Source organism: Acinetobacter bereziniae LMG 1003 = CIP 70.12 (genome assembly GCF_000368925.1).
Lineage (GTDB): Bacteria > Pseudomonadota > Gammaproteobacteria > Pseudomonadales > Moraxellaceae > Acinetobacter > Acinetobacter bereziniae.
Genome location: NZ_KB849756.1, coordinates 972,561 through 996,938, shown reverse-complemented (window position 1 = coordinate 996,938; position 24,378 = coordinate 972,561). Strand labels below are relative to the sequence as shown.

General features: G+C 36.7%; 28 protein-coding genes. 17 read left to right on the top strand and 11 right to left on the bottom strand.

Annotation, left to right across the window (positions count from 1 at the left end; translation table 11 throughout):
* The first annotated feature begins 97 nt into the window (after positions 1-97).
* Complete coding sequence (locus F938_RS14655; protein WP_010591004.1) at positions 98-577, top strand: hypothetical protein; 480 nt, start codon at positions 98-100, stop codon at positions 575-577.
* A gap of 139 nt (positions 578-716) precedes the next feature.
* Positions 717-920 (top strand): hypothetical protein, encoded by a 204-nt coding sequence (locus tag F938_RS14650; RefSeq protein WP_005032919.1) that lies wholly within the window; start codon positions 717-719, stop codon positions 918-920.
* Positions 921-1,133: 213 nt separating this feature from the next.
* Here the strand turns inward: F938_RS14650 and rsmD are convergent, their stop codons facing one another.
* Positions 1,134-1,682, bottom strand: a complete 549-nt coding sequence (gene rsmD / locus F938_RS14645; protein WP_034715485.1) for a 16S rRNA (guanine(966)-N(2))-methyltransferase RsmD — start codon at positions 1,680-1,682, stop codon at positions 1,134-1,136.
* A gap of 4 nt (positions 1,683-1,686) precedes the next feature.
* Positions 1,687-3,753 (bottom strand): penicillin-binding protein 2, encoded by a 2,067-nt coding sequence (gene mrdA, locus F938_RS14640; protein WP_005032912.1) that lies wholly within the window; start codon positions 3,751-3,753, stop codon positions 1,687-1,689.
* A 277-nt stretch (positions 3,754-4,030) separates the two neighbouring features.
* Here mrdA and F938_RS14635 point away from each other — a divergent pair, with 277 nt between their 5' ends.
* The 5 genes from F938_RS14635 (at position 4,031) to F938_RS14615 (ending at position 7,514) form a co-directional block, all read left to right on the top strand.
* Entirely contained in the window at positions 4,031-4,570 is a 540-nt protein-coding gene (locus tag F938_RS14635; protein ID WP_005032911.1) for a hypothetical protein, read from the top strand.
* Positions 4,571-4,630: 60 nt separating this feature from the next.
* Positions 4,631-5,947: a DUF445 domain-containing protein gene (locus tag F938_RS14630; RefSeq protein ID WP_005032908.1), complete on the top strand. Its 1,317-nt coding sequence runs from the start codon at positions 4,631-4,633 to the stop codon at positions 5,945-5,947.
* Positions 5,948-6,030: 83 nt separating this feature from the next.
* Positions 6,031-6,684 carry an adenylate kinase gene (adk, locus tag F938_RS14625; RefSeq protein WP_004829407.1) on the top strand — a complete coding sequence of 218 codons (654 nt, stop codon included), beginning with the start codon at positions 6,031-6,033 and terminating at the stop codon, positions 6,682-6,684.
* 91 nt (positions 6,685-6,775) lie between these two features.
* Positions 6,776-6,991 (top strand): hypothetical protein, encoded by a 216-nt coding sequence (locus tag F938_RS14620; RefSeq protein ID WP_005032906.1) that lies wholly within the window; start codon positions 6,776-6,778, stop codon positions 6,989-6,991.
* A 172-nt stretch (positions 6,992-7,163) separates the two neighbouring features.
* Positions 7,164-7,514 carry an SH3 domain-containing protein gene (locus tag F938_RS14615; RefSeq protein ID WP_005032904.1) on the top strand — a complete coding sequence of 117 codons (351 nt, stop codon included), beginning with the start codon at positions 7,164-7,166 and terminating at the stop codon, positions 7,512-7,514.
* 345 nt (positions 7,515-7,859) lie between these two features.
* Here the strand turns inward: F938_RS14615 and nth are convergent, their stop codons facing one another.
* Entirely contained in the window at positions 7,860-8,537 is a 678-nt protein-coding gene (gene nth / locus F938_RS14610; RefSeq protein ID WP_005032902.1) for an endonuclease III, read from the bottom strand.
* Positions 8,534-9,334 (bottom strand): RnfABCDGE type electron transport complex subunit B, encoded by an 801-nt coding sequence (locus F938_RS14605; protein WP_005032899.1) that lies wholly within the window; start codon positions 9,332-9,334, stop codon positions 8,534-8,536. Before F938_RS14605 ends, nth begins: the two co-directional genes overlap by 4 nt.
* Before the next feature lie 347 nt (positions 9,335-9,681).
* On the opposite strand from F938_RS14605, the gene gdhA reads away from it, so the two are divergent.
* Complete coding sequence (gene gdhA / locus F938_RS14600; RefSeq protein WP_005032897.1) at positions 9,682-11,025, top strand: NADP-specific glutamate dehydrogenase; 1,344 nt, start codon at positions 9,682-9,684, stop codon at positions 11,023-11,025.
* A gap of 96 nt (positions 11,026-11,121) precedes the next feature.
* Here gdhA and F938_RS14595 read toward each other — a convergent pair whose 3' ends face one another.
* The 4 genes from F938_RS14595 to rlmH form a co-directional block, all read right to left on the bottom strand.
* Positions 11,122-11,541, bottom strand: coding sequence for a DUF4377 domain-containing protein (locus F938_RS14595; protein WP_010591000.1), 420 nt, complete (start codon positions 11,539-11,541; stop codon positions 11,122-11,124).
* Between the two features lie 242 nt (positions 11,542-11,783).
* Entirely contained in the window at positions 11,784-12,554 is a 771-nt protein-coding gene (locus F938_RS14590; protein WP_005032894.1) for an META and DUF4377 domain-containing protein, read from the bottom strand.
* A gap of 166 nt (positions 12,555-12,720) precedes the next feature.
* A complete protein-coding gene (locus F938_RS14585; protein WP_005032891.1) occupies positions 12,721-13,497 on the bottom strand; it encodes a dioxygenase family protein in 777 nt (258 codons plus the stop codon).
* A 170-nt stretch (positions 13,498-13,667) separates the two neighbouring features.
* On the bottom strand, positions 13,668-14,150 hold the full coding sequence (gene rlmH / locus F938_RS14580; protein WP_004829391.1) for a 23S rRNA (pseudouridine(1915)-N(3))-methyltransferase RlmH: 483 nt from the start codon (positions 14,148-14,150) through the stop codon (positions 13,668-13,670).
* Between the two features lie 182 nt (positions 14,151-14,332).
* Between rlmH and F938_RS14575 the strand changes: the two genes are divergently transcribed.
* The 6 genes from F938_RS14575 (at position 14,333) to F938_RS14550 (ending at position 19,548) form a co-directional block, all read left to right on the top strand.
* The gene (locus F938_RS14575; protein ID WP_370469255.1) at positions 14,333-15,247 is read left to right on the top strand and encodes a M28 family peptidase; all 915 of its coding nucleotides are present in this window, start codon (positions 14,333-14,335) and stop codon (positions 15,245-15,247) included.
* An 80-nt stretch (positions 15,248-15,327) separates the two neighbouring features.
* Positions 15,328-16,224, top strand: coding sequence for a tyrosine recombinase XerC (locus tag F938_RS14570; RefSeq protein WP_167539469.1), 897 nt, complete (start codon positions 15,328-15,330; stop codon positions 16,222-16,224).
* Between the two features lie 198 nt (positions 16,225-16,422).
* The gene (locus F938_RS14565) at positions 16,423-16,761 is read left to right on the top strand and encodes a PAAR domain-containing protein (RefSeq protein ID WP_005032881.1); all 339 of its coding nucleotides are present in this window, start codon (positions 16,423-16,425) and stop codon (positions 16,759-16,761) included.
* 17 nt (positions 16,762-16,778) lie between these two features.
* Entirely contained in the window at positions 16,779-16,928 is a 150-nt protein-coding gene (locus tag F938_RS24775) for a hypothetical protein (protein ID WP_005032878.1), read from the top strand.
* Entirely contained in the window at positions 16,922-17,677 is a 756-nt protein-coding gene (locus F938_RS14560) for a hypothetical protein (RefSeq protein ID WP_005032876.1), read from the top strand. Before F938_RS24775 ends, F938_RS14560 begins: the two co-directional genes overlap by 7 nt.
* 1,499 nt (positions 17,678-19,176) lie before the next feature.
* Complete coding sequence (locus F938_RS14550) at positions 19,177-19,548, top strand: hypothetical protein (protein ID WP_004829387.1); 372 nt, start codon at positions 19,177-19,179, stop codon at positions 19,546-19,548.
* 6 nt (positions 19,549-19,554) lie between these two features.
* Here the strand turns inward: F938_RS14550 and F938_RS14545 are convergent, their stop codons facing one another.
* From F938_RS14545 to F938_RS14535, 3 genes are all read right to left on the bottom strand, one after another.
* Positions 19,555-20,100 carry a GNAT family N-acetyltransferase gene (locus F938_RS14545; RefSeq protein ID WP_004829386.1) on the bottom strand — a complete coding sequence of 182 codons (546 nt, stop codon included), beginning with the start codon at positions 20,098-20,100 and terminating at the stop codon, positions 19,555-19,557.
* A gap of 63 nt (positions 20,101-20,163) precedes the next feature.
* A complete protein-coding gene (locus F938_RS14540; protein ID WP_005032865.1) occupies positions 20,164-20,718 on the bottom strand; it encodes a GNAT family N-acetyltransferase in 555 nt (184 codons plus the stop codon).
* A gap of 65 nt (positions 20,719-20,783) precedes the next feature.
* Complete coding sequence (locus F938_RS14535) at positions 20,784-21,278, bottom strand: Lrp/AsnC family transcriptional regulator (protein WP_004829384.1); 495 nt, start codon at positions 21,276-21,278, stop codon at positions 20,784-20,786.
* A 114-nt stretch (positions 21,279-21,392) separates the two neighbouring features.
* Between F938_RS14535 and F938_RS14530 the strand changes: the two genes are divergently transcribed.
* The 3 genes from F938_RS14530 to F938_RS14520 all read left to right on the top strand — a co-directional run bounded on the left by F938_RS14530 (position 21,393) and on the right by F938_RS14520 (position 24,181).
* Positions 21,393-22,001 (top strand): LysE family translocator, encoded by a 609-nt coding sequence (locus tag F938_RS14530; protein WP_005032863.1) that lies wholly within the window; start codon positions 21,393-21,395, stop codon positions 21,999-22,001.
* 480 nt (positions 22,002-22,481) lie between these two features.
* A complete protein-coding gene (locus F938_RS14525) occupies positions 22,482-23,231 on the top strand; it encodes an electron transfer flavoprotein subunit beta/FixA family protein (RefSeq protein WP_004829381.1) in 750 nt (249 codons plus the stop codon).
* Positions 23,232-23,248: 17 nt separating this feature from the next.
* Entirely contained in the window at positions 23,249-24,181 is a 933-nt protein-coding gene (locus F938_RS14520; protein WP_005032862.1) for an FAD-binding protein, read from the top strand.
* Positions 24,182-24,378 lie beyond the last annotated feature (197 nt).

Here is a 24,378-nt window from a genome sequence, read left to right as displayed (position 1 = left end):
CACCTTACTTATGCGATTTTTCTGCAAGTTTTACTTCATACTGATTATTCTATTTGGATTTAATTCACAGCTCTATGCTTTGGATCAAATGATCGTTATGCCTGAATCTGCTGCTATCGAAAATTTAGAAGGTCAGCAAAACGCTCAACAATCAGATATTGAATTGGAACACGAGACTTTATTTCATATTGAAAATCCAGAAAATAGCCTAAGCTATTTTGATGAAATTACAGATCAAAATGAAGATTTTTTACAACAAAGTGAAATTCAGAAAAAATTAGCTGAGGAGTATGAGCAGCAATTGGCAGATTATTCAATTCTGAGTAACCAATTTTATGAAAATGATCGAATTCGGATCTTTAATTATACAGCTTATAATGTACAGCAATTAAAAATTTCATTGATTAACCCAAACTCAAATAGTGCCTCTGTAAATGAACTTTATCTGTCCTTTGGTTACGGAATTGAGTTTAAGATCAATGCTTTAAATAGAGTGGGTTATGAATATATTTCCAGTTTTCCCTATGATCGAGGACAACTCATACGACTATTTTGGATTCATACATTAACCTATTAATTTAAAATAGCTTTTTATCTAAAAATAAGTAGTGTGAATAAATCATGTTGAAATAACTACACGTTGAAACACAAGCTTGCGTTGAACTTCACATTACACAGTTAAGCTTCAAAAATAAGATGAATAGGGCGCTACTGTCATGATGAAGAAAATTATTTTACTCGGTGTTTTAGGTGTTTCCTTAACGGGCTGTATTGTTGCACCATACGATGATGATCATCGTGGTGGGCATGGTCGATATGATCATCGTGATCGTGACCGTTGGGATCATCGTCATGATCGTGACCGCGATCGCTATGATCGAGATCGCAATGATCGTGACTGGAATTGGAAAACGCGTTAATTATTGATTAAAAAAATGGGCTGTAAATGCCCATTTTTTTATAATTTTTATACGCAAATTGATCAATCAAATTCATGCGATGAATTTATTGTTTAATCATATAAAGCTTTTATTGCCACGCTTTACTTCTCAAGTTTAAATAAATTCAAGTTTAAATAAATTTGCGCTAGATAGAACAAAATGATGTATAAATCACAATTGATCAAATCTCCATCATATTATTTTTTTAAACAAGCCTGCCTGTACCACACCAGCTTTGGTTTGTTTTTGCAGTTGCCACGTTGCAGGTAAATTTAATTGATTTAAAGCACGATCTGCTTCAACGTAAATCAATGCGTCACTAGACAAATATGGATCAACTTTTTGAGCCAATTCTTCCCACAAATTTAAACTATACGGTGGGTCTAAAAATACCAAATCAAATTGTTCATTCAGGTTGGACAACGCTTGTTGTGCTGTCTGAATTTTAAGTTGGCAATTTTCTACTTTGAGTAATTGAATATTATCTTTTAAAAACTTTGCCTGTTTAAGATTTGGTTCAATCATCACCACATAACGCGCACCACGAGATAATGCTTCAAAGCTTAAAGCACCTGAACCTGCACAGAGGTCCAGCACTTTAGTATTTTGAATATCCCACATCAACCAGTTAAATAAAGTTTCTCTAACACGGTCAGGTGTAGGACGCAAACCCTCAATATCAGCAAAAGGGAGAACACGTCGTTTCCATTCTCCACCAATAATTCTTAATTGGTTTTTCACTTTATTATTCACTGATATCAGCCTCATTAGATGGTGCGGTAGCTGGTTGCGGAGTATTGTTTCTATGCCCTTGAGTATTGCTATGATTCTGCGCTGAATTGGTTGCTGAGTTTGGCTTTGGTTTAGGCATTGCATTTGGATCAGCTGCAAGTGAAACATCACCACTCGGCAATTCACCCGGTTTGATCCCAGCAGTCATTAAACCGCCACTGACCTGATGATTGAGTGGAGCAATTGGATTTTTCTTACGTGTTAATAGCCAATAATCAAAAACTGGACGGGCAATTTTTGCAGCAGAACCCCCATGACGACCATTTTCCCAAATCACTGCAATGGCAATTTCAGGATTTTCAGCAGGCGCAAAGCCAACAAATAGACCGTGATCGAGCTGACGAGCTGTAAGTGCAGCTTCGTTATAACGTTTTCCTTGAGCAATACTCTTGACCTGCGCCGTCCCTGTTTTACCTGCAATTTGATACATTGGTGTACGAATACCACGACCTGTACCAGATTGAATCACGTCCACCATTGCGTCACGCATTTTGACCCAGTCATCATCGGTACCGCTAAAATTGATTTTTCCTGTAGGTGCGTTATGCACAGGATGTTTTTTTGCACCTTTGGATTCGCGTAAAACATGTGGTGTTACATGCGCACCATGATTGGCGGTAATCGCCGTTGCCATAGCAAGCTGTAAAGGTGTTGCAGTAAATGCACCTTGTCCAATACTCACAGAAATCGTTTCACCCTTGAGCCATTTGCTCTTACGGGTACGCATTTTCCATTCTGGGCTTGGATAAAGTCCTGTACTTTCACTCGGTAAATCTACTCCAGTTTTTTCGCCAAAACCAAATTGGCGCATCCACTCGTTCATACGGTCGATACCCATTTGATAAGACAAAATGTAGAAATAGGTATCACAAGAAACGACGATGGATTTATGTAAATTGACAGAGCCGTGTCCTGTTTTTTTCCAGTCACGGAATTTATGCGAGTCGCCAGGTAAATGGAAATAACCTGGATCAGAAATAGCAGTGCCCCAATCCACAGTTTTAAAGTGAATTCCCCCTAATCCTTCCATTGGCTTGATGGTTGAACCCGGCGGATAAGTTCCTTGAACAGCACGGTTATAAAGCGGTTGATCGAGATTATCACGCAAGGCAGTATAGTCATCATGCCCGATCCCAGTGACAAATAAATTGGGGTTAAAGCTTGGACTGGAGACGAGTGCTAGAATCTCACCTGTACGAGGATCAATAGCAACAATAGCGCCACGACGGTCTTTCAGTTGTTCAGCTGCTACAGTTTGTAAACCATAATCAAGTGAAAGATAGAGATCATTACCACGCGTTGATTCTTTACGACCTAAATGGCGTAGCACATTCCCGTGCGCATCGGCTTCAATAGATTCATAACCTGGAACACCATGTAATAAATCTTCATAAGATTTCTCTACACCGATTTTTCCGATTAAGTTGGTTCCTGCATAACTGTCTTTATCAATGGATTTAAGTTCTTTGTCATTGATACGACCCACATAACCAATCACATGTGCAAATAACTCCCCATGTGGATAGTAACGTGTCATCTGTGTTTCGATATCTACCCCAGGAAACTGAAATTTAACTTCACTGAAGCGTGCAATATCTTGCTCAGTTAAATTCAGTTTTAAGGTGACACGTTCGGTTTTTTTAGAGGTTTTAATACGACTATTAAAACGGTCAATATCTTCTTGACTCAGATTTAAAATAGGAATTAAACGTTGAACAGTACCCTCAATATCTTCGACATCAGCTTTACTCAAGGTTGCAGTAAAAACAGGGTAGTTGTCAGCCAATAAAATACCATTACGGTCATAGATATAACCACGTGCAGGCGCAATCGGCTGTAAGCGTATACGGTTTTTATCCGATGCTTCGCTAAACTCTTGATGATGAAAAATTTGCAGATAAGCATAACGTGCAATCAGTAGACACATAAAAAATGAAACAATACCAATCGCAAAAAAAACACGGCTCCGAAAGATGCGTTTTTCTTGTTGGACATTTTTTAAAGGAAACTGCTGCTTCATACGTCGTCGGCTTTAGATACTGAAAATAGGTGAATGCGAGGGCGAAACATTTTACCCTAGATTGAGGATTAAAAAGTAAAAAACACAAATAACTCGTAAAAATTTATTTTAACTAAATACTCGAACAAATCATGTTCGATCACATGGTGCGGATTTGACCTTAGCGACATTAAATTTATAGTGTTTTGTATATGAGTGCTAAAATAATTCTGTTAAAGTCGAGCATTAAGGATAAAGAACTCGACCCAAGTTAACGTTAGGGGTAATGGAGAAAATAATGAGAAAAATATTTCCCTTATTAATATTAGTCGCTGTAGGAAACTTCGCGCATGCTGATGTTAAAGAATATTTGCCAGATTTGAAGGGAATTTTACCAGAGGCGAAGATTAAGCCTGAGGATGCATCTAAATGGAACTTTGGTGCAGGTGTGACTCAACAAATCGTTCACTTCAATGCTGAGTGGGTCAACCCTTATGGAATTGCCTATACCAAATTAGGTGCTTTTTATAATGGCGACAATGCATTTGCTGGACAAGTGGGTTATCGAATTCCTGTTGCATTAAATGGCACTGACAAAAATGGATTCTATGTGGGACTGTATGGTGGCTCACTTAAAAGTAAAAAAGTAGACGGAAGTGATGAGGTTCAATATGGTGGTGGGGCTGATATCGCTTATGTTTTATTGAATAAAGAACGTATAAGTACATTCAGTGTAGGTATGGGTGCAGGAAGTGAACTTCATAATAAAAATGGAGATATGATCTTGGAAACTCGCCCTCAGATACAATTCGCTTATACTTTAAGTGTAGGTTTTTAAAATTTTATGATTTTATACAGATCCTTCGACCGCCAATAGAAATAAATACGAGAGTCATGCATGTTGGAATACGTTAATGGTTTGTGGCACGCTTTTACGGCTAGACCCGATCATCTTGCTATCTTAAGTATCATTCCTGTGACTGCCTTTGTAACTTGGGCACACGTTTGGATGGCACTGAAAATGGTATTCTATCCAATTACGTTTTGGGGATTTCATTTAGGTCCTTTACCCGTAGGTTGGCAAGGCATTGTGCCACGTAAAGCTGGACGAATTTCTGGCATTATTACCGACAATACCTTATCTAAATTGGGTTCTTTGCGTGAGTTCCTGGATGCAATGGATCCAGAAGATATGGCGCGCATCATCGGTGAGCAAGTCGGTTTTGAACTTGAGCATCTGATCGATGAAGTGATGTTGGATCGCAATGCTGTATTATGGGAAAATTTACCTTATTCCATCAAGCGTCGTATTTATGGTCAAGCACATAAGCAACTACCAGGTACCTTAAAAGAACTTGTGACCGAACTGACCATGAACGTTGAGTCACTGGTCAATATGCGTGATATGGTGGTCAATCAAATGGAAGGTGACCGCCGTTTGATGGTGCGTATGTTTTTAAAAGTCGGTCAGAAAGAAATTAATTTTATTTGGCATATTAGTGCTGTTATTGGAAGTTTTTTTGGTATTTTTCAAATGTTTGTGTACGTTTTTGTACCACAACATTGGACTGTTCCGTTCTTTGCAGCAGTGTGGGGGTTTCTCACCAACTGGATTGCAATCTGGATGGTATTTAACCCTATAGAACCGCATTACATTCGTTACCCACAATTTTTTGAACGTACAAAAAATCGAAAATTTCCATGGATTAAACCTGTTATTCCTCGAATAGGCACATATAATGTTCAGGGCGCGTTTATGAAACGCCAAGAAGAAGTGTCAGAAGTCTTTGCAAGTGTAGTGACTGAAGACCTCATTACGTTAAAATCGATCATGACAGAAATGATGTATGGTCCAAAGAAAGATAAAACGCGCCGTATTGTGAAGCGTCATATTAACGAAATTATGGAAACTCCATTGGTTCGTACGTCTTTACAATTGTCTTTGGGACCAAAAGAGTATGCAAAACTCAAGACAGACTTGATTGATCGATCAATTGAAATTACGATGGTGCCTGTTTGCGACCCAGCGTTTAATGCGAGCCGTGCACAGAAAATTTTTCAAATGTTTAAAGAGCGGATTAGAGAGTTAACGCCGAAAGAGTTTCAAAATTTGTTACGTCCTGCATTTCAGGAAGACGAATGGATTTTGATTGTACTGGGTGGTGTCACTGGATTCTTTGCTGGTTTAATACATTTATTTGTGGCTTTCTTATAAATTTGATGCCATTACGATGATAAGTTTTAATTTGTCATGGCAAACGGTATCATAAATATTGTTTTAAATGAGGATGTTTTTTTATGCGCATTATATTACTCGGACCACCTGGAGCAGGTAAAGGTACACAAGCTCAGTTGATCTGTAAGCGCTACAATATCCCACAAATTTCAACCGGTGATATGCTCCGTGCTGCGATTCGTGAAGGTACTGAATTAGGTCTTAAAGCTAAAAGTGTAATGGAGTCAGGCGGTCTAGTATCTGATGAGCTTATTATCGGTCTAGTAAAAGAACGTATTGCACAACCTGACTGCGTGAATGGTTGTATCTTCGATGGTTTCCCTCGTACGATTCCGCAAGCTGAAGCTTTGGAAAATGAAGGCATCACGATCGATCATGTGATCGAAATAGAAGTGCCTGATGAAGAAATCGTAAAACGCCTTTCTGGTCGTCGCCAACATCCAGCATCTGGTCGTGTTTATCATACGATCTATAATCCACCTAAAGTGGAAGGTAAAGATGATGAGACAGGTGAAGATCTTGTTCAACGTCCAGATGATGAAGAAGCAACCATTCGCAAGCGTTTAGGTTCTTATCACAATGAAACTGAACAATTGGTAGGTTTCTATCAAGGTCGTGCAGCTTCTGGAGAAAATGCACCGACTTATAATAAATTAAACGGCTTGCGTGGAATCGAAGACGTTCAAAAAGATTTATTTGCTATTTTAGATAAATAATCCTTTAAGTTAAAACTTGACCTTAAAGTTTTGACAATCGAAGAGACCTGATTCATATTAGGTCTCTTTTTTTGTTAGCGTGACATTTAGCATGAAGCTTTTATTAATTGCCTTGGTCATTATCAGTGTTCTGGTTTTATTGGGCTTGTTGTATATGAGCTTTAAATTGTTACGCAAAGCGCAAAAAGAAGAAATGCAACAACGCCACGAGATGAGAAAAACAGGTGAATACCAAGTTCATCCTCAAGTGGCAGAGGAATGGAAACGACTCGAAAAAATGAAGAAAGATTTGGAAAATAAAAAATAAAGCATCAAGGATAAATACTGAGGGGTAAATACATTCTTATCCATCATGGATGTTCAATATTCAAAACAGATGAGTTTTGCTGATTGAAAGATGTAAGCAAATAATTATAAATACTTTTTCTATCAAGCTACATGTTATATTTAAAGCACACTATTATAAAAAGACGATCAAAATGAAATGGATTGCCATAGCTAAACACAGAAGTGAATATATAGCGCCGATTACTTTTTCAAAGGGGGCTTTGCTAAAGATAGGAGAAAAATATCAAGGCTCGGAGAATTGGGACAATTGGTATTTCTGCAAAGTTGATGACGGATTAGAGGGCTGGGTTCCTGCACAAATCATTGAATGGGTTGATAAGCTTCAAGGCTATGCAAAAGCGGATTATACAGCGAAAGAGTTAAATGTAGATCAGGGCGATCTATTGGTCGGCGAAGAGCAATTAAATGGTTGGATGTGGTGTAGTAGATCGTCTGATGGGCAATCAGGTTGGGTGCCGTTAGAGGTACTCAATCAAATTTAATAGAAATTATACTAAGTCATTATTTTAGCATAAAAATTTTATACTAACGTGAGTTCGACGCAACCATACCTTTAACTTATTGAAAAAAATAAATCTGTGCGGAGTCTTGCTGAGTTTTCATCCATTTTTTGGATCAGCCTGCGGCTCACCGCAAAACTCGTCAACCACCAGCAAGATATTTAATCAGTCGCAGAAACAATATCTTATAAAAGTAGTCCTGCCTCGAACAGTTGCGGATGACGTTTCCGAGTATCATATTTCATCAAGGATTTTTATCGAACTCAGGTGATAATAAAGCAATGATTAATCAAATCTTCAATGCTATCAACGGTGCGGCTGGTTGAATTAAGCCGATTTGATTTCTTTTGTCGCTCCAAACTCAAATTTATCAGGCCAATTGCAAACGTCTGATACCACACATTCATGACATTTTGGCTTGCGCGCGATGCAACAGTAACGACCATGTAAAATAAGCCAATGATGAGAGTCGATGATAAATTCTTTTGGAATCACTTTGATCAGACGATGCTCAACCTCAAGCACATTTTTACCGACAGCAAGCCCTGTGCGATTACCTACACGAAAAATATGTGTGTCAACAGCCATGGTGGCTTGACCAAAGGCTGTATTCAAGACAACATTTGCTGTTTTACGCCCCACCCCGGGCAATGCTTCTAAATCAGCACGATTATCAGGAACTTGGCTGTTATGTTTCTCAATCAAAATTTTACATGCTTTAATGACATTTTCTGCTTTGGAATTATATAAACCAATGGTTTTAATATATTCCTTTAAGCCTTCCACACCCAATGCATAAATTTGTTCAGGAGTATTGGCAACAGGAAATAATTTATCGGTGGCTTTGTTGACACTGACATCTGTTGCTTGAGCTGAAAGTGTTACAGCAACCAAAAGTTCAAATGGTGTGGAATAATTCAGTTCAGTTTTTGGATTTGGACGTTGTTCACGAAGTCTTTCAAAGAAAATTTGAATCTGTTTTTTTGTCATATTTTTTACAGTCATTCACTTTCTCCTTGTAAAACAGATAATTGTCGTAATAATTGGTCAAGTTGATCTTGCTTATTTTGATCGGCTCGTACGCTGAGCTGTTTTTCTAATTTTTTAATTTGTGTACGTAGTTTAGCCAGTTCAATGGTGGTTTTCGCATCTGTAACGATGGGTTTCTTTTGAGGTGCTTCTACGATTTCAATCGTCGGTAAAGACTGACTATTTTGAGTAATCTGTGCAAATAACTCTGTATCAATCTCTGCACGAACTACAGGACCTTTACGATGAATACGCTGTTTTTCTTCACGTTGAATATGCGCATAGTAGCGACTGCGTAAATCATTTTGTTCGAATAGGCGTTGCTCATTATTTGGGATGGGTTGAATATCTTCAACTAAGTCGATGCAGTCTACAGGGCAGGGCGCAATGCACAACTCACAGCCTGTGCAAAGATCTGTCAGTATGGTGTGCATTAATTTTCCTGAACCAATAATGGCATCTACAGGGCAAGCACTTATACATTTTGTACATCCGATACATTCATCTTCACGAATCACTGCCTTCATCCGTTGCGGGCGACCATCGCTTTGAATTGGCCACACACTCGGTTCTGCAATCAGTTTATTTCGATGAAGCAATTCTGCCAAAGCGTCAGCAACAGGTTGTCCCCCGGGAACACATTTATTGGCATCTTCACCTTCCACAATGGCTTTGGCATAGGGTAAACATCCATCACGGTGACCGCAGAGTCCACATTGTGTCTGAGGCAAAATTGCATCTATTTGCTGAATGATGGAGAGAGATGAATTCATGTGACTAAAGACTTTAAGCAAAAATAAACAAGAGCTGGGTAAAAGCGTAGCGATGATGCGGATTTTAGCATGTTTTATGTTGAAAATCTTTGCTCTAAATTAGCGCTAAAAATGCGCTAATTTAGATCAAAATCAAGGTGTATTTTATGGAATAAAATGCCAATAATTAGACTATTTTTTATAGCTTGATTAGAAATTATCATATTGAATTTAAATATTATTTGAAAAAACATTTGAAAAAAGGTTGTGGATTGTCCACAAAAGCGATTAAATACTTTGCGCCAAAATTTATCATTTTATTGAAAAGTTTGACCTTTTTTGTATCATTTTCTGCTGAGGAATGAACGTTGAAATATAGTAGCCTGAATGACTTTTTAAATTACGTAAAAGCACGTGATCCAAATCAACCAGAGTTTTTGCAAGCTGTGGAAGAAGTGATGACCAGTTTATGGCCATTTATTGAAAAGAACCCAGAGTATGCTGAACAAGGTTTGCTTGAGCGTCTTGTAGAGCCTGAACGAGCTATTCAATTTCGTGTTTCTTGGGTAGACGATAAAGGTCAAACACAAGTTAACCGCGCTTTCCGTGTCCAATACAATTCTGCAATTGGTCCATTTAAAGGCGGTATGCGTTTTCATCCATCGGTAAACCTATCAATTTTAAAATTCTTGGGTTTTGAGCAAACTTTTAAAAATGCTTTAACCACATTACCTATGGGTGGTGGTAAAGGCGGTTCTGACTTTGATCCTAAAGGTAAGTCAGAAGGCGAAATCATGCGTTTCTGTCAAGCATTGATGATCGAACTTTATCGCCATTTAGGTTCAAACACCGATATTCCAGCGGGTGATATTGGTGTGGGTGGACGTGAAGTGGGTTATATGGCTGGGATGATGAAAAAACTCAGCAATGACACTTCATGTGTATTTACAGGTAAAGGCTTGTCTTTTGGTGGCTCATTGGCTCGTCCAGAAGCAACAGGTTTTGGTACAGTTTATTTTGCTGAAGAAATGCTTAAAACTCGTGGGGATAGCTTTAAAGGCAAAACTGTCGCTATTTCTGGTTCAGGAAATGTAGCTCAATTTGCAGCAGAAAAAGCAATGTACTTGGGTGCAAAAGTGGTTTCTCTTTCTGACTCGAATGGTACAGTCTATGTAAAAAATGGTTTTACCAACGAACTCCTTGCAGAAGTGATGGAGCTTAAAAATGTAAAACGTGGACGTATTTCTGAATTTGCTTCGAAACATGGCTTTGAATATTTAGAAGGTCAACGTCCTTGGTCAATTCCATGTGATATTGCTTTGCCATGTGCAACACAAAATGAATTGAATGAAGATGATGCCATAGTATTACTTGAAAACGGTGTAATCTGTGTTGCTGAAGGTGCAAATATGCCTTCTACACTTGAAGCTGTTGAAAAATTTGTTGAAGCTAAAATTCTTTATGCGCCAGGTAAAGCATCCAATGCGGGTGGTGTAGCAACTTCTGGTCTTGAAATGTCTCAAAACTCAATTCGTTTGGGTTGGACTTTTGAAGAGGTTGATGAGCGATTACATGCCATTATGAAAGAAATTCATCGTAATTGTGTGAAATATGGTACGCAAGAAGACGGTACAGTTAACTATGTAAACGGTGCAAATATTGCTGGTTTCGTAAAAGTTGCTGATGCAATGTTAGCGCAAGGTGTATTCTAATATAGAGAAGCGATTTTTCGAAATAGATCAAAATTTTTTCTTAAACCGAGTTAAGTGATTAGCTCGGTTTTTATTTGATCAAGATACAATTTTTGTTTAAGGTTGGGTTGTCGTTTCAATAATTGAATCAAACGTATACTGGTATTGAGATTGATCTGCTGCTGGATGCAAAATCTCGGTACGTTTTACTTTAATAATTTGGGTTAATTTAGGATTGTGTGTAAAACCATCAATGCTGTCATAGAAATAACTCGGTTGTTTTTCAAGATATGTTTTTTCTCCTGTTGAATTGATAGTTAATTTGCGAACTAAAAGGCATGTTTGTGGTGCTACGCCTTCACACGGTTTGGTCTCTGGACTAACTTCTAAAAAAATCATTGTCGTTGGCTGTTTTTTAGTTGCATGCTGTTGTGTAACTTGAGTTTCAACAGGGGCTTTGGACTCAGTTTGGGGTTGTTTTGTGCATGCAATCATCAACAAAGGCAAGAGTAGAACAGGGCTTAATTTATAATTCATCGTATTTACCATGTATTGATGTTAAGTAAAAGTATTGATTACAAAGGTAGATCAGCGATAACTTGAATCAGTTGTGATTGAGTATGTTGGTGAATCAATTAAAAGCCTGCTGAATAATTTTAGATTTTTAAATAAGGAATCAAACAATTTAATCTTTTAAATAAGTAAATTAAGTTAGGTGTTATATCAATAGGTTTAACTCAAAAAGAAAAGCTGAAGTTTAACTTCAGCTTTTCATTAAATTATTTTACAGTTTCACGCTCAATAATCATGTCTTGCACATAAGCATATTTAGACTGATCAGCAGCAGGATTTTTAATTTCATAACGTTTTAAACGTACAACTTGGCGTTCACCTGGATTATGTGTAAAGCCTTCGATTTGGTCATAGAAATATGTCCAATCTTTGTCTACTTGAGTTTTTACGCCGTTGTCAGCATATTTGATTTCACGTACTTGAAGGCATTGCATTTTCATCACGCCAGCAGAACATTCTTTAGTTTCTGGGCTAATTTCTAAGAAAATAGTTTCGCCTTGGCTTTGATATTTCGTTTCAGGTGTCATTTTACCTGTAAACACAACTTTACCGCCTGTCGCATTCACTAAAGTTAAAGTTGGGCTTTCAGTATTGGCTGTGTCAAGTACAAAAGCAGTCTTGCCTGCTTGGAACAATGAAGCAGCAAAGCTTTCTTGCTTCATTAATTCAGGTGAACACATCATGTTTGTAGATGCAATATTGCCTGTAACAAGCAAGCCATTTTCAACTTTTGCACTTGTCATTAAACGGTTACAACCTGTAGCGACACTTAAGCGTTGATCAGCAAAGTTGAGTACGATTGGCTGTTTAGTTTCAGTTGGTTGGTATGACCACTGATAAGCATTTAAAGTTTGTTGAGCAGTACCTTGTTGTTGTAATACTTTCACAGCGGTATCACCTAATTTTTGAATATCACCCGATTGACAAGCAGCAAGCGCTAAAGGAAGTACAGCTAAAGCTAAATATTTGAATTTCATATTCTATTCACGTTATTGAAAACTAGGCACAGGATAAAGCATTGTCCATAAAAAGATATGGAGACAGTTTATTAGTTCGGTTTCAAAATGTATCCATATAACCAAAAATTAAACAATACTTAACAAATTGTTATCAATTGTAATGAATTTGAGCCAATTCAGCAATTTAGTCGAAGCGATAAATATCCATACCTAATGCACCCATCGAAAAACTGCTATGTACAATACTAAAGCGATGTCCAGTTCCCATTGCAAAAAAGAGTGGTGCAAAATGTTCGAGCGTAGGGTGGTTTTTTTCGATATAGGGTAAAGCGTCCCACTGCAATACTGCATCATAATCACTATGATTTAATTTACTTACGACATAATTTCTAAAGCTTGAAGCCCACTGAGGAACACGGTTATTTTGATCTTGCCAAGATAACTCTCTTAGATTGTGTGTAATGCTACCTGAGCCTATCAGTAAAATTTGTTTTTCACGTAATGGGCGAAGCGCCTGACCAATTGCATAGATCTGATCAGCATTCATGGTCATCGGTAGGGAAATTTCAATCACTGGAATGTCTGCATCAGGATACATGTGTAACAGAGGCATCCAAACGCCATGATCACGTGGACGTGTACTATTTGCATGCGCAGGGAGTTGAGCTTCAGCCAGTAAATGTAAAATTTCTTCGGCGAGTTCAGGATTTCCCGGTGCAGGGTAACGCATCTCATAGAGTGCTTGAGGAAAACCTCTAAAATCATGCCATGTTTCAGGTCGTACACCTGTATTTACTTCCAGTGCATCACTTTCCCAATGTGCTGACATCACAACGATCGCTTGTGGTACGGGAAGATTTAGCCCAAGTCGATGTAAAGCAGGACCAACTTGTTCGGGATCTAGTGCAAGCATGGGTGAGCCATGTGAGATAAATAAACCGGGAAGTGTTTGTAAGTTCATATCTTTGCGCCTAAATGATCGTTGAATAAATCAAAAGTCCATTCTAACTCAATGAATAATTGGGCGTCAGTGTTCTACTTCAATATCCTGTTGCATGAATACAACATATTCTTTAAAGCTGAAATTATCGATGACGAGATATTTAGGCGTGTAAATCGATATTCCTAAAATTAACCTGCACGATGATAAGGGTGGTTATGATTTATACTCATCGCACGATACAGTTGTTCGATTAACATGACACGCACCAATGGATGAGGAAGTGTTAGTTTAGAAAGCGACCAGTGCCACGCCGCTGCTTTGCGAACTGCTTCTGAATGACCATCAGGTCCACCAATTGCAAGCACGACATCATTACCTTCGAGCATCCAACTTTTCATGGTTTCAGCCAGTTTTTCTGTACTGAATTCACGACCACCTACCTCAAGCGCAATTAATGTTTCACCTTGTTTGAGTTGACCAAGAATACTGTCACCTTCGATTTGACGGTATTTTAAAATATCTGCTTCTGAATCATTTTTGCCACGTTTAGCCATGGGCAATTCAATAATTTGAGTTTGTACAAAAGGCTGAATTCTTTTGAAATAATCTTCAAAACCAGTCAGTACCCATGCAGGCATTTTTTGACCAATAGTCAGAATACGGATTTTCATATTAACAATTTCAAACGCTGGAATTACGCCATTATAACGTGATATTGGTTATCCTCAGGCATACAACAAAAACTGTTTTTCCTATTGCTGTTTTTTTAATGATGTTTATTGCATAACTTTTATTGAGTTTATCTATGTTGATGCATTGTCTAATGACTAGAATTTTAAAACAAATGATCCTGATGCTTGTACTGAGCTTTATACTCCCAATATGGGCTATGGCAGCTCAGCCTCTCAATATTCAGCAAGCTGAACCTGATCGGCTTAATAGCTACCTAAAACAAGTGATTCATCCTCAAGCTTTTAGAAATTATCAAAATATACAAGAGCTGGATCGCGTTGCTGCCTTTATTAAACAACAAATCGAACAGTTTTCCATCCCATGTGAATATCAAACTTATGCGGTTGATGGAAAAAACTATCGTAATGTGATTTGTCATTTGCAAATGGGACATGCCAAAAAAGTGATTCTTGGGGCGCATTATGATGTTTATGGTAATTTCAAAGGTGCAGATGATAACGCCTCTGGCGTTGTTGGACTGATAGAGACGGCTCGAATTTTGGCAACAAATCGACGCCAGTTAAAGCAAAATATTGATTTTGTGTTTTATACCTTGGAAGAGCCGCCTTACTTCCGTACAGAACACATGGGCAGTTTTATCCACGCCCAGTCAATATTAAAACAGAAAGATCAAATTCAAGCGGTCTATATTTTGGAAATGATCGGGTATTTCGATCATAAAAATGTGCAAGATTACCCATCAGGATTGGCTGCATTTTATCCCAAACATGCAAATTTTATTGGTGCTGTGAGTAATTTTAGCTCACGCGCAATAGGTGAAAAATATTGTTCGTCTATGAAAAATCTAAAGCGTTTGGATTGCCAAAGACTTATTGCACCATCATTTGTCAAAGGTGTGGATTTTTCTGATCATTTGAATTATTGGCGTTTCGATATTCCTGCTATTATGATTACCGACACGGCATTTTTTAGAAATAAGCATTACCATACTCCAGAGGATACGGTTGAAAAGCTTAATTTAAATAAAATGGCTGATGTGGTTGATGGTCTAGTCAATACTTTGTTAAAAGACTAATTCTAGGTATGTTTTTCATCAGTCAAAATTACTTTAAATAAGGAGAGCTTATGCAATACGGTGCAATGCAATTGCTCTCAATGTGGATGAAAGATCGCAAAATTCAAAATCAGTCTGAGCATACATTGGATGCTTACTTTCGAGATGTATCGAATTTTATTGATTTCTGCTATGACAAACAGCTTGAATTAAAACAAGTAGAAGCATCAGATTTACGTGAATATGTGGCTTATCGTGTTGAAAATGATCAGCTTTCCACCAGTAGTCTACAGCGCCATTTGACTTCGATTCGTCAATTCATGAAATGGGCAAAACAAGGCGGTTACTTGGAAATCAATGCTGCTGATGATTTTCAATTGAAACGTCAACCTCGACCATTACCTGGGATGATTGATATAGAAACGATCAATCAAATCATGGAGCAAGCAGAACCCGAAAAACCAGTAGAAAAGCAATTATGGATGAGAGATAAAGCGATACTTGAATTGCTCTATTCCAGTGGTTTACGGCTTGCAGAAATTCAGCGTTTAACGATTCGTGATATTGATTTCACTCGACATTTATTGCGAATTACAGGGAAAGGCAATAAAACTCGAATTGTTCCTTTTGGCTCTAAGGCGCGTGAGAGTCTAGTTGAATGGTTGAAAGTTTATCGAATTTGGCAAGGCGAATTTAGTCCAGATGCTTTTGTTTTTATTACGCAACGTGGCAATAGTATTACACCTCGACAAATTGAAAATCGTGTGAAGTATCAAGCCTTACGAGCAGGAGTAAATGTTGATTTACACCCTCACTTACTTAGACATTGTTTTGCCAGTCATATGTTGTCTAATAGTGGTGATTTAAGAGCGGTTCAAGAAATGTTAGGGCATAGTAATTTAACCACGACTCAAATTTATACGCATGTCGATTTCGATCGTTTGGCACAAGTCTATGATCAAGCACACCCAAGAGCATCAGCTGCAAAAATAAAATAAAAATGAGTAAAACAACGTTGAATAGTTTTTAATTCATGTGAAAGTTGGTTTATTGGTAAGAATAACTAAACATTTTGTAAATATTTAGCTTGATAGAAAATAAGAATATCGAGTATTTAAGTATATAGTTGATGTAAATAATACTCATTAACTTTTATGGGTATTAACTTATACTTAAAACTAAATAGGAAAAATTATATGCAGGCGTTTATAACAAGAGGTTGCTCAACTGATCATGGGGGTAAAATTATAGAAGGCGAAGATTCTTGGTTGGTTGAGGGAAGGGCGGTACATCTAGAAGGAATGACTCATTATTGTCCAAAATGTAAAATATTATCTAAAGCGATTGGAACTGAACGTGGATTTATATTGATTCAAGGTAAAAACCCGATTGTTCATGGCGATCGTTCAAGTTGTGGTTCAAAATATATCAAAATTTCAGATTTAGCTGGACGTGATGCAGGGAAAGATCATACATCTTCTCAGCTCAAATTGAGTCAACAAAAAATGGATATTCTGCACAATATCAACTTATAAATGAGTTGGATGGTACAGTGTATAAAAATGTTAAATATAAAATTACTTATGACGATGGTCATATTGTAGAGGGTATTACTGACAATGACGGAATGACTGAAAAATTAGACAGCCGTGATCAGTCTAATCAAGTTAGTATTGAAACTTTTGAGAATGACTCATGGTAGATATTTATCGAGGTCAAACAAAACAAAACGCCAAAGTAGAGCAAATCAAAATTAAGCTTCCTGTGCGATTAATCATTTATGGTGGGGCGAGGTCTGCGAGTGACAATAGTGCATTTTTACATGCATCAAAAAACGTCATCAAAGATTATAGGAATGACCTACCTATCAAATCTTATTTTATGTCGCAGGGAATAAAACAATTGATCAATGCGGTGAATCAGGAAACAGAAAATTCGGTACAATCTTTAGATATTTTTTCACATGGATCTGAGCTTGGACTTTATACAGTAATAGGAGCTTCCCTTAAAAATTTCATAACTCATGAATATGCTCAGGTAAATAATTTAGCTTCCAATTTATATCGAAATAGATTAACCAAAATTAATCAGTATGAGATATTTGGAGGAGCAAATTGGCGAAACTCTTTTGTTATTTCTGAAATTAATTTTAAAGTATTTACTATTGAATCCAAAATAGAAATACATGGATGCCACTCTGCATTTGATGGTGAAAGTGATACCTTATGTGCCTTAATGTCTAAAGCTTTATATCAGGTAGGGAAAAAAAGAAGTGTCGTCATCGGGCATGCTGATTTTGCAACACCGAATAGAGGTGGGACAAAGATAATTAGTCAACAGGACTATCGTCATGAAGAGCGAGTAATTTATAACAATGGTAATGTTATTGCTAGAACCCGTGCAGAAGGTCGAATTTCGTCGTCTTTTATCAAAAGGGCATTAGGTGGTTAAATGGATGAATATAACTATTGGGTAAGCTTATACTCGATAATTTTTACATTGCTAATTATATCATTAAGCCTTAATTCTATTATTTTTTTTAAAGGTAAAATTAATAAAATTTTAGCATTTTTTGTTTTTACAGGGATATATTCTTTAATTTTAAGTTATTTTTTTGGTAAAGCATTTATTGGTTATGCTCAACAAGAACTATTATATAAGTTTATTTTCGATGGCTATAGACATCAACTATTTCATGGAAATATATATTTAATATTAACTTGTGCGATACTGATTATCTTAATAATACGATTGTTGATAATGAAAAAGTAATTTTTAATTTTATATTTAAATCGCTTGTAAGGAAAATCAGATCAGGGAATATTTAAAATTGATACTTATATTCATCTTGTTGGGTAGCATTTTTTTGTTTTTACTTGAATTTATTTGAGTGTTTTAAATTATTTTTTATTTATATATTAATAGGTTACATTGAAAATGTTTTTTATCTAAATTTATATATAAAGGGTACTCATCTAACCTTTTCTTTGGAGTTTTTTTACCATTAATTTCTGTCTTATCAACGATCACTTTGTTGGTCAGAATATTGATTAGAATAAAAATGAAGAGTGTATGAAATGGAACAATATAACTATTGGGTCACCCTTTATTCGATAATTTTTAGTGTACTGATTGCATCCTTGAGCCTTAACTCTATTACTTTGATTAAAGATAAATTCAATAAAATCTTAGCGTTCTTTGTTTTTACTGGAATTTATTCTAGTGTTTTAAGCTTTTTTTTTAGTTATGCATCAATAGGTTATATGGAAAACGATTTTTTATCTAAATTTATATATAAAGGGTACTCATCTAACCTTTTCTTTGGGGTTTTTTTACCATTAATTTCTGTCTTATCTACGATCACTTTGTTGGTCAGAATATTGATTAGAATAAAAATAAAGAGTGTATGAAATGGAACAATATAATTATTGGGTCACCCTTTATTCGATAATTTTTAGTGTACTGATTGCATCCTTAAGCCTTAATTCTATTACTTGGATTAAAGATAAATTCAATAAAATCTTAGCATTTTTTGTTTTTACGGGGCTATATTCTTTAATTTTAAGTTATTTTTTCGAAAGATCATCCATAGGGTATACACAGCAAGAATTTTTACCTACATTTATTTATAAAGGGTATAACTCTCATATTTTTCAAGGGAATATATATCTAATCCTAACTTGTGTATTATTCTTTATTCTAATAAATAGATTGTTGAGGAAAAGAAGAACAGCTGCATGTTCGTGAGTACATTCGATTGATGACGGAAGTCCATCTAAGTTGTTGAAAACTTCTCATCATTGAGAACATGCACACAGATTAGACACATTTAGCACAGAAAAAAGTCGAATAGATAATTGTTTTTAAAAATGCTCTCATGTATATCTAAGTTTCGTATTTATCAAATACATTTTTATTGATTCAATTTTGCAAAAAATTTAGGTCTTTCAATGATCCCCGAACTTGAACAAAAATATAAGCAACTGACTGAAGCTCAAAAAGAGATTTTTAAGGGCTATGGCTTACGTCAAATTAAACATTTTGTAGAATTTAGCTTACCCAAAATTGAGGCGACATTGCCTGAAGCGGGGAAGGTCTTGGGAATTAATGCTGAAGGAAAAGTCCAAGCAATCAATACCCAAACCAATCAAACCTATCTATGGATATCAGATCAGCAATGGCAAGCGGCTCATACTGTTTCAAGCCATATTGATTTAAAAGAAGATTTTATTGAAATTTGGCAGGTGTTGGAGCTTGAAAAGCAAGATTTGATTGATTTAAGTCATATCCATCGTGATTTTTTAGAGAGCATTGCCAAGTAAGATCTCTTAGTCTTGAAAATCCTGTTTTTTAATTCGATATAACTTTTCCTCTCGTAGTGGATGATGATCATCAAAATCAGGATGCAAGAAGTCATGTGAAAAACGCATTCCGATTTTTTCCATGACTTTTTGTGAAGAAAAATTATGTTTTGCAGTAAAAGCAACAATTTCTTCAAAACCCAATTCTTCAAAAGCAAATCGTAAACAGGCATGAGCACCTTCAGTTGCATAACCTTGATTCCAAAATTTAGGATCAAGTCGCCATCCAATTTCGATACACGGTGAAAAATCAAACTTTGAAGGTTGTGGATGTAGCCCGATGCAGCCGATGAATTCTTGAGTTTCTAATAGTTCAACAGCCCAAAGCCCCCAACCTTTGATTTCAATAAGGTATTTGATTTGATTGGCTAATTCATCACTTTGCTGGCGATTTAATATTTTGGGGAAAAACTGCATCACTTCAGGATTGGAGGTTATTTTTGCAAAAGCTTCTAAATCAGAAGGTTGCCATTGTCGAAGCAAGAGTCGATCCGTACATAATTCATAAATCATCGTTGATGGGCATCCTTACTTGTTTATTATTAGCTGATGCTTGAATCTTAGCATGTTTACTTTTTAAAGGTTTGGGGTGGCTATACGATAAAGTACATGTTCTGCTAGCGCATGTTGCGCATCTAAAGCTGGATGTTGAAAAGAGCAAACATACTGCATTCCCAATCGCTGCATCACTTTTTCAGAAGGTCGATTGGATACAGCTGTAAATGCGACGATCTGTTTTAAAGCCAATCGCTCAAATGCAAATGTTAAGCAAGCTTTAGCAGCTTCTGTTGCATAACCTTTATTCCAATAAGGTCGATCAAGACGCCAGCCAATTTCAACACAGGGTGAAAAACTGAACTTTTCTGGTTGGTCAGCTAATCCAACAAAACCAATAAATTTTTGATTTTCTTTTAACTCGACAGCCCACATACCCCAGCCATAACTTACGATAAGATGTTGAAATCTTTCTGCTAAAAGATTACTTTGTTGTTTACTCAGTGTAGATGGAAAATACAACATCACTTCTGGATCTGCATTTAAATGTGCAAAAGCATCTAAATCGCTCGCTTGCCATTGTCTTAAAATTAATCTCGGTGTTTCTAACTGTATCGGAGAACTAAATTTTTTCATTGTATTGCCTTCAATGATTATAATTGCCTAATCGGTGCTTAGATCATTCATACCAACTTTAGTGATTACAGGTCTTCTAAGGGAAGCTGAAAACTTTGTTTGATGATCTGACTGGGTACATCCGTTTTGACACTGGTGATACCATTTTTCTTGGTCAAATGGGTCGATTGAAATTTACGGTAACTTTCCAGATCGGGAACGACTACTTTTAACATCGCATCACACTCTCCCAAAATGATATAGCACTCCATGACTTGAGGAAGCTCTTTCATGGCTTCAATGAATGTATCAATGGTTTCAGCATCTTGTCCCAATAGCCAAATTCGTGAAAATAAAATCAATTGAAACCCAATTTTTTGTGGATCTACCACAGTAGTGTAATTCTGAATGACTTTAGCATCTTCCAAGAGACGAACGCGTCTAAGACAAGAGGAAGGTGATAAGCCAATTTCACGGGCTAAATCGTTATTCTGGATTCGACCATTGGCTTGTAAGGTTCGAATGATATTTTTATCAATACGATCTAACTTTATTAGAATAGTCTTAGATGAAATTTTCATAAAATAGAATTTAATTCGAAAAATAATTGGAATTATAGAATATTTGAAATCCTATTTTAAGCGTTTTCACAGATACTATTTTCTTCTCTCATTCAGACAGAAAGGAAAATTGAGATGTCTGTATTTGTACTTTTTGCCTTAACGGTGCTGCCGTTAATTTTCACACCAGGACCTGATATGTTATTTATCCTGTCACAAGTGATAGGTAAAGATGCGAAATCAGGCATGATGGCGACCCTTGGGGTTTGTTCGGGATATTTGGTTCACTCGATATTGGTTGCACTCGGAATTGCGGCAATCATTGTGTCATTTCCAGTTTTGTTCGAAACCATTCGCTATTTGGGAATTGCTTACTTGTTATATCTAGCTTTTCATCTAATTAAGTCTGTATTTAATACTAAACAAATACAGATTGAGCAAAAAGCGGTATCGAATCCTATTCATAAAGGTTTTTTTACAGCGTTATTGAACCCTAAAGGAATACTGATATATTTTGCAATTTTGCCGCAGTTTATTGATAAGTCAGGAAATACGGTTACTCAAGGTTTTGCATTGTCCTTTATTTTTATTGCTTTGATCTTTGTGGTGTATTGCAGTTTGAGTTTGGTTGTTGCCAAAGTGACGCAAAAACAACAGATCAATGAACGTAATCAAAAATGGATTGATGGCGGTTCTGGAACTTTATTGACCCTTGCGGCAGCTTGGCTAATCGTAAATTCATAAAACCATAAAGATAAGACGGGATTCAAAATCATGCCCGTTTTATCTTTTTTTGTATTTTGTTACAAGTTTAATGCCTAAATAATCACAAATTTAATGAATAAACATAGTGAGAAAAATTGCTGAATCTGTCTGAAATGACAAAGCCTACATTTGTAAATTTTTTTATGTTGGCATCCCGTTGATTGATTGATAATTTATCTTAATCATTTTGATTATTTATACAGAATTTATACAAATAATGTTATTTATCAATATATAAATATTGTCGAAATAGTATTCTTGTACGTCTTAGTTAAACCTTTTAGAAAAAATGTGAACTGTACGTTCAGGCTTTTTTAAGACTTTTTAGCGCTGTTTTGTGAATTGTGACTTGACCGAAATGCCAATCACATTGCAAGATAGGACACCTAAATAATTTTAAATGAAGCGTTATTATAACTCTTCTTAACATTTACTTTTGCTAAAACAGCCGAGGATTACATGAAGGCTCTTGTTGCTGTAAAACGTGTGGTTGATGCCAACGTTAAAGTTCGCGTTAAACCGGACAATAGTGGGGTAGACCTTACTAACGTTAAAATGTCAATTAACCCATTTTGTGAAATCGCAGTGGAAGAAGCGGTTCGCTTAAAAGAAAAAGGAACAGTTTCAGAAATCGTTGTTGTTTCTGTTGGTCCTAAAGAAGCGCAAGAACAAATTCGTTCTGCAATGGCTTTGGGTGCAGACCGCGGTATCTTGGTTGAAACTACAGATGAAATTGGTGCTTTAGAAGTTGCTAAAATTCTTAAAGGTGTAGTTGAACAAGAACAACCACAACTGATCCTTTTAGGTAAACAAGCGATTGATGATGACTCGAATCAAGTAGGTCAAATGCTTGGTGCATTATTAAATGCAGGTCAAGGTACATTTGCTTCTGTTGTAACTGTAAATGGCGACAAAGTTCAAGTTACTCGTGAAGTAGACGGTGGTTTACAAACTGTAGAGCTTAACACGCCTGCGATCATTACTACTGACTTACGTTTGAACGAGCCACGTTATGCGGCACTTCCAAACATCATGAAAGCACGTAAAAAACCGCTTGATACGAAATCTCCTGCAGATTATGGCGTTACGGCAGCTTCTAAACTTAAAACAGTTAAAGTTGAACCGCCTGCAGAGCGTAAAGCTGGTGTGCAAGTGAAGTCTGTAGACGAGCTTGTTGAAAAACTTAAAAATGAAGCGAAAGTGATCTAATACAGAAGGATAAAATCATGAGTATTTTAGTTATCGCTGAGCACGACAATAAGACACTTAACGGTGCAACTTTAAACGTTGTTGCTGCAGCTCAAAAAATCGGTGGTGATGTCACTGTATTGGTTGCAGGTTCTGGTGCTCAAGCAGTTGCAGATGCTGCTGCAAAAGTTGCTGGCGTAAGCAAAGTTTTACTTGCTGATGATGCTGCTTATGCAAATCAGTTGGCTGAGAATGTTGCGAAACTTGTTGCTGAATTAGGTAAAGGCTATTCCCATATCCTTGCTGCTTCTACAACGACTGGTAAAAACATTCTTCCACGTGCTGCTGCACTTTTAGACGTCAGCATGATTACTGATATCATTGCTGTTGAAGGTCCAAAAACTTTCAAACGCCCAATCTATGCAGGTAACGCGATTGCAACAGTTCAATCTGATGAAGCAATTGTTGTTGCAACTGTACGTGGTACTGCATTTGACCCAGTTGCTGCTGAAGGCGGTTCTGCTGCGGTTGAATCAGTTGCTTCTACAGGTGATGCTGGCATTTCTAAGTTTATTTCTGAAGAAATCGTGAAATCAGAACGCCCAGAATTAACAGCAGCTCGTATTGTTGTTTCTGGTGGTCGTGGTGTTGGTTCTGGTGAGAACTACCATAAAGTACTTGATCCACTTGCTGATAAGCTTGGTGCTGCTCAAGGTGCTTCACGTGCTGCCGTTGATGCTGGTTTCGTTCCAAACGACATGCAAGTTGGTCAAACAGGTAAGATTGTTGCACCAGACCTTTATGTTGCTGTTGGTATTTCAGGTGCGATTCAGCACTTGGCAGGTATGAAAGATTCTAAAGTGATCGTAGCGATCAACAAAGATGAAGAAGCACCAATCAATGCAGTAGCTGATTACTGGTTAGTGGGTGATTTGAATACTGTCGTTCCAGAGTTAGTTTCTAAACTTTAATTCTAGAATTCAGTGTCAAAAAAGCGCTTAGGATTACCTGAGCGCTTTTTTAGTTTTTGAATGATTGAAGTTAACACAATATAAATCAGATCATTAACATGGGTATTTTAAGCGTTTGTATTGAACGTTTATTTTGAATTTTAGGCTTCAATAGCGTTATTTATTCATATTTTAAAGAACTATAATTTAAGATCAAT

Excerpts from the sequence above, each read along its gene's own strand:
- F938_RS14655 (WP_010591004.1), top strand. The coding sequence starts at position 98 with ATGCCTGAATCTGCTGCTATCGAAAATTTAGAAGGTCAGCAAAACGCT.
- F938_RS14650 (WP_005032919.1), top strand. The coding sequence starts at position 717 with ATGATGAAGAAAATTATTTTACTCGGTGTTTTAGGTGTTTCCTTAACG.
- mrdA (WP_005032912.1), bottom strand. The coding sequence starts at position 3,753 with ATGAAGCAGCAGTTTCCTTTAAAAAATGTCCAACAAGAAAAACGCATC.
- F938_RS14635 (WP_005032911.1), top strand. The coding sequence starts at position 4,031 with ATGAGAAAAATATTTCCCTTATTAATATTAGTCGCTGTAGGAAACTTC.
- F938_RS14630 (WP_005032908.1), top strand. The coding sequence starts at position 4,631 with ATGTTGGAATACGTTAATGGTTTGTGGCACGCTTTTACGGCTAGACCC.
- adk (WP_004829407.1), top strand. The coding sequence starts at position 6,031 with ATGCGCATTATATTACTCGGACCACCTGGAGCAGGTAAAGGTACACAA.
- F938_RS14620 (WP_005032906.1), top strand. The coding sequence starts at position 6,776 with ATGAAGCTTTTATTAATTGCCTTGGTCATTATCAGTGTTCTGGTTTTA.
- F938_RS14615 (WP_005032904.1), top strand. The coding sequence starts at position 7,164 with ATGAAATGGATTGCCATAGCTAAACACAGAAGTGAATATATAGCGCCG.
- nth (WP_005032902.1), bottom strand. The coding sequence starts at position 8,537 with ATGACTGTAAAAAATATGACAAAAAAACAGATTCAAATTTTCTTTGAA.
- F938_RS14605 (WP_005032899.1), bottom strand. The coding sequence starts at position 9,334 with ATGAATTCATCTCTCTCCATCATTCAGCAAATAGATGCAATTTTGCCT.
- F938_RS14595 (WP_010591000.1), bottom strand. The coding sequence starts at position 11,541 with ATGAATTATAAATTAAGCCCTGTTCTACTCTTGCCTTTGTTGATGATT.
- F938_RS14590 (WP_005032894.1), bottom strand. The coding sequence starts at position 12,554 with ATGAAATTCAAATATTTAGCTTTAGCTGTACTTCCTTTAGCGCTTGCT.
- F938_RS14585 (WP_005032891.1), bottom strand. The coding sequence starts at position 13,497 with ATGAACTTACAAACACTTCCCGGTTTATTTATCTCACATGGCTCACCC.
- rlmH (WP_004829391.1), bottom strand. The coding sequence starts at position 14,150 with ATGAAAATCCGTATTCTGACTATTGGTCAAAAAATGCCTGCATGGGTA.
- F938_RS14575 (WP_370469255.1), top strand. The coding sequence starts at position 14,333 with ATGCTTGTACTGAGCTTTATACTCCCAATATGGGCTATGGCAGCTCAG.
- F938_RS14570 (WP_167539469.1), top strand. The coding sequence starts at position 15,328 with ATGTGGATGAAAGATCGCAAAATTCAAAATCAGTCTGAGCATACATTG.
- F938_RS14565 (WP_005032881.1), top strand. The coding sequence starts at position 16,423 with ATGCAGGCGTTTATAACAAGAGGTTGCTCAACTGATCATGGGGGTAAA.
- F938_RS14560 (WP_005032876.1), top strand. The coding sequence starts at position 16,922 with ATGGTAGATATTTATCGAGGTCAAACAAAACAAAACGCCAAAGTAGAG.
- F938_RS14550 (WP_004829387.1), top strand. The coding sequence starts at position 19,177 with ATGATCCCCGAACTTGAACAAAAATATAAGCAACTGACTGAAGCTCAA.
- F938_RS14545 (WP_004829386.1), bottom strand. The coding sequence starts at position 20,100 with ATGATTTATGAATTATGTACGGATCGACTCTTGCTTCGACAATGGCAA.
- F938_RS14540 (WP_005032865.1), bottom strand. The coding sequence starts at position 20,718 with ATGAAAAAATTTAGTTCTCCGATACAGTTAGAAACACCGAGATTAATT.
- F938_RS14535 (WP_004829384.1), bottom strand. The coding sequence starts at position 21,278 with ATGAAAATTTCATCTAAGACTATTCTAATAAAGTTAGATCGTATTGAT.
- F938_RS14530 (WP_005032863.1), top strand. The coding sequence starts at position 21,393 with ATGTCTGTATTTGTACTTTTTGCCTTAACGGTGCTGCCGTTAATTTTC.
- F938_RS14525 (WP_004829381.1), top strand. The coding sequence starts at position 22,482 with ATGAAGGCTCTTGTTGCTGTAAAACGTGTGGTTGATGCCAACGTTAAA.
- F938_RS14520 (WP_005032862.1), top strand. The coding sequence starts at position 23,249 with ATGAGTATTTTAGTTATCGCTGAGCACGACAATAAGACACTTAACGGT.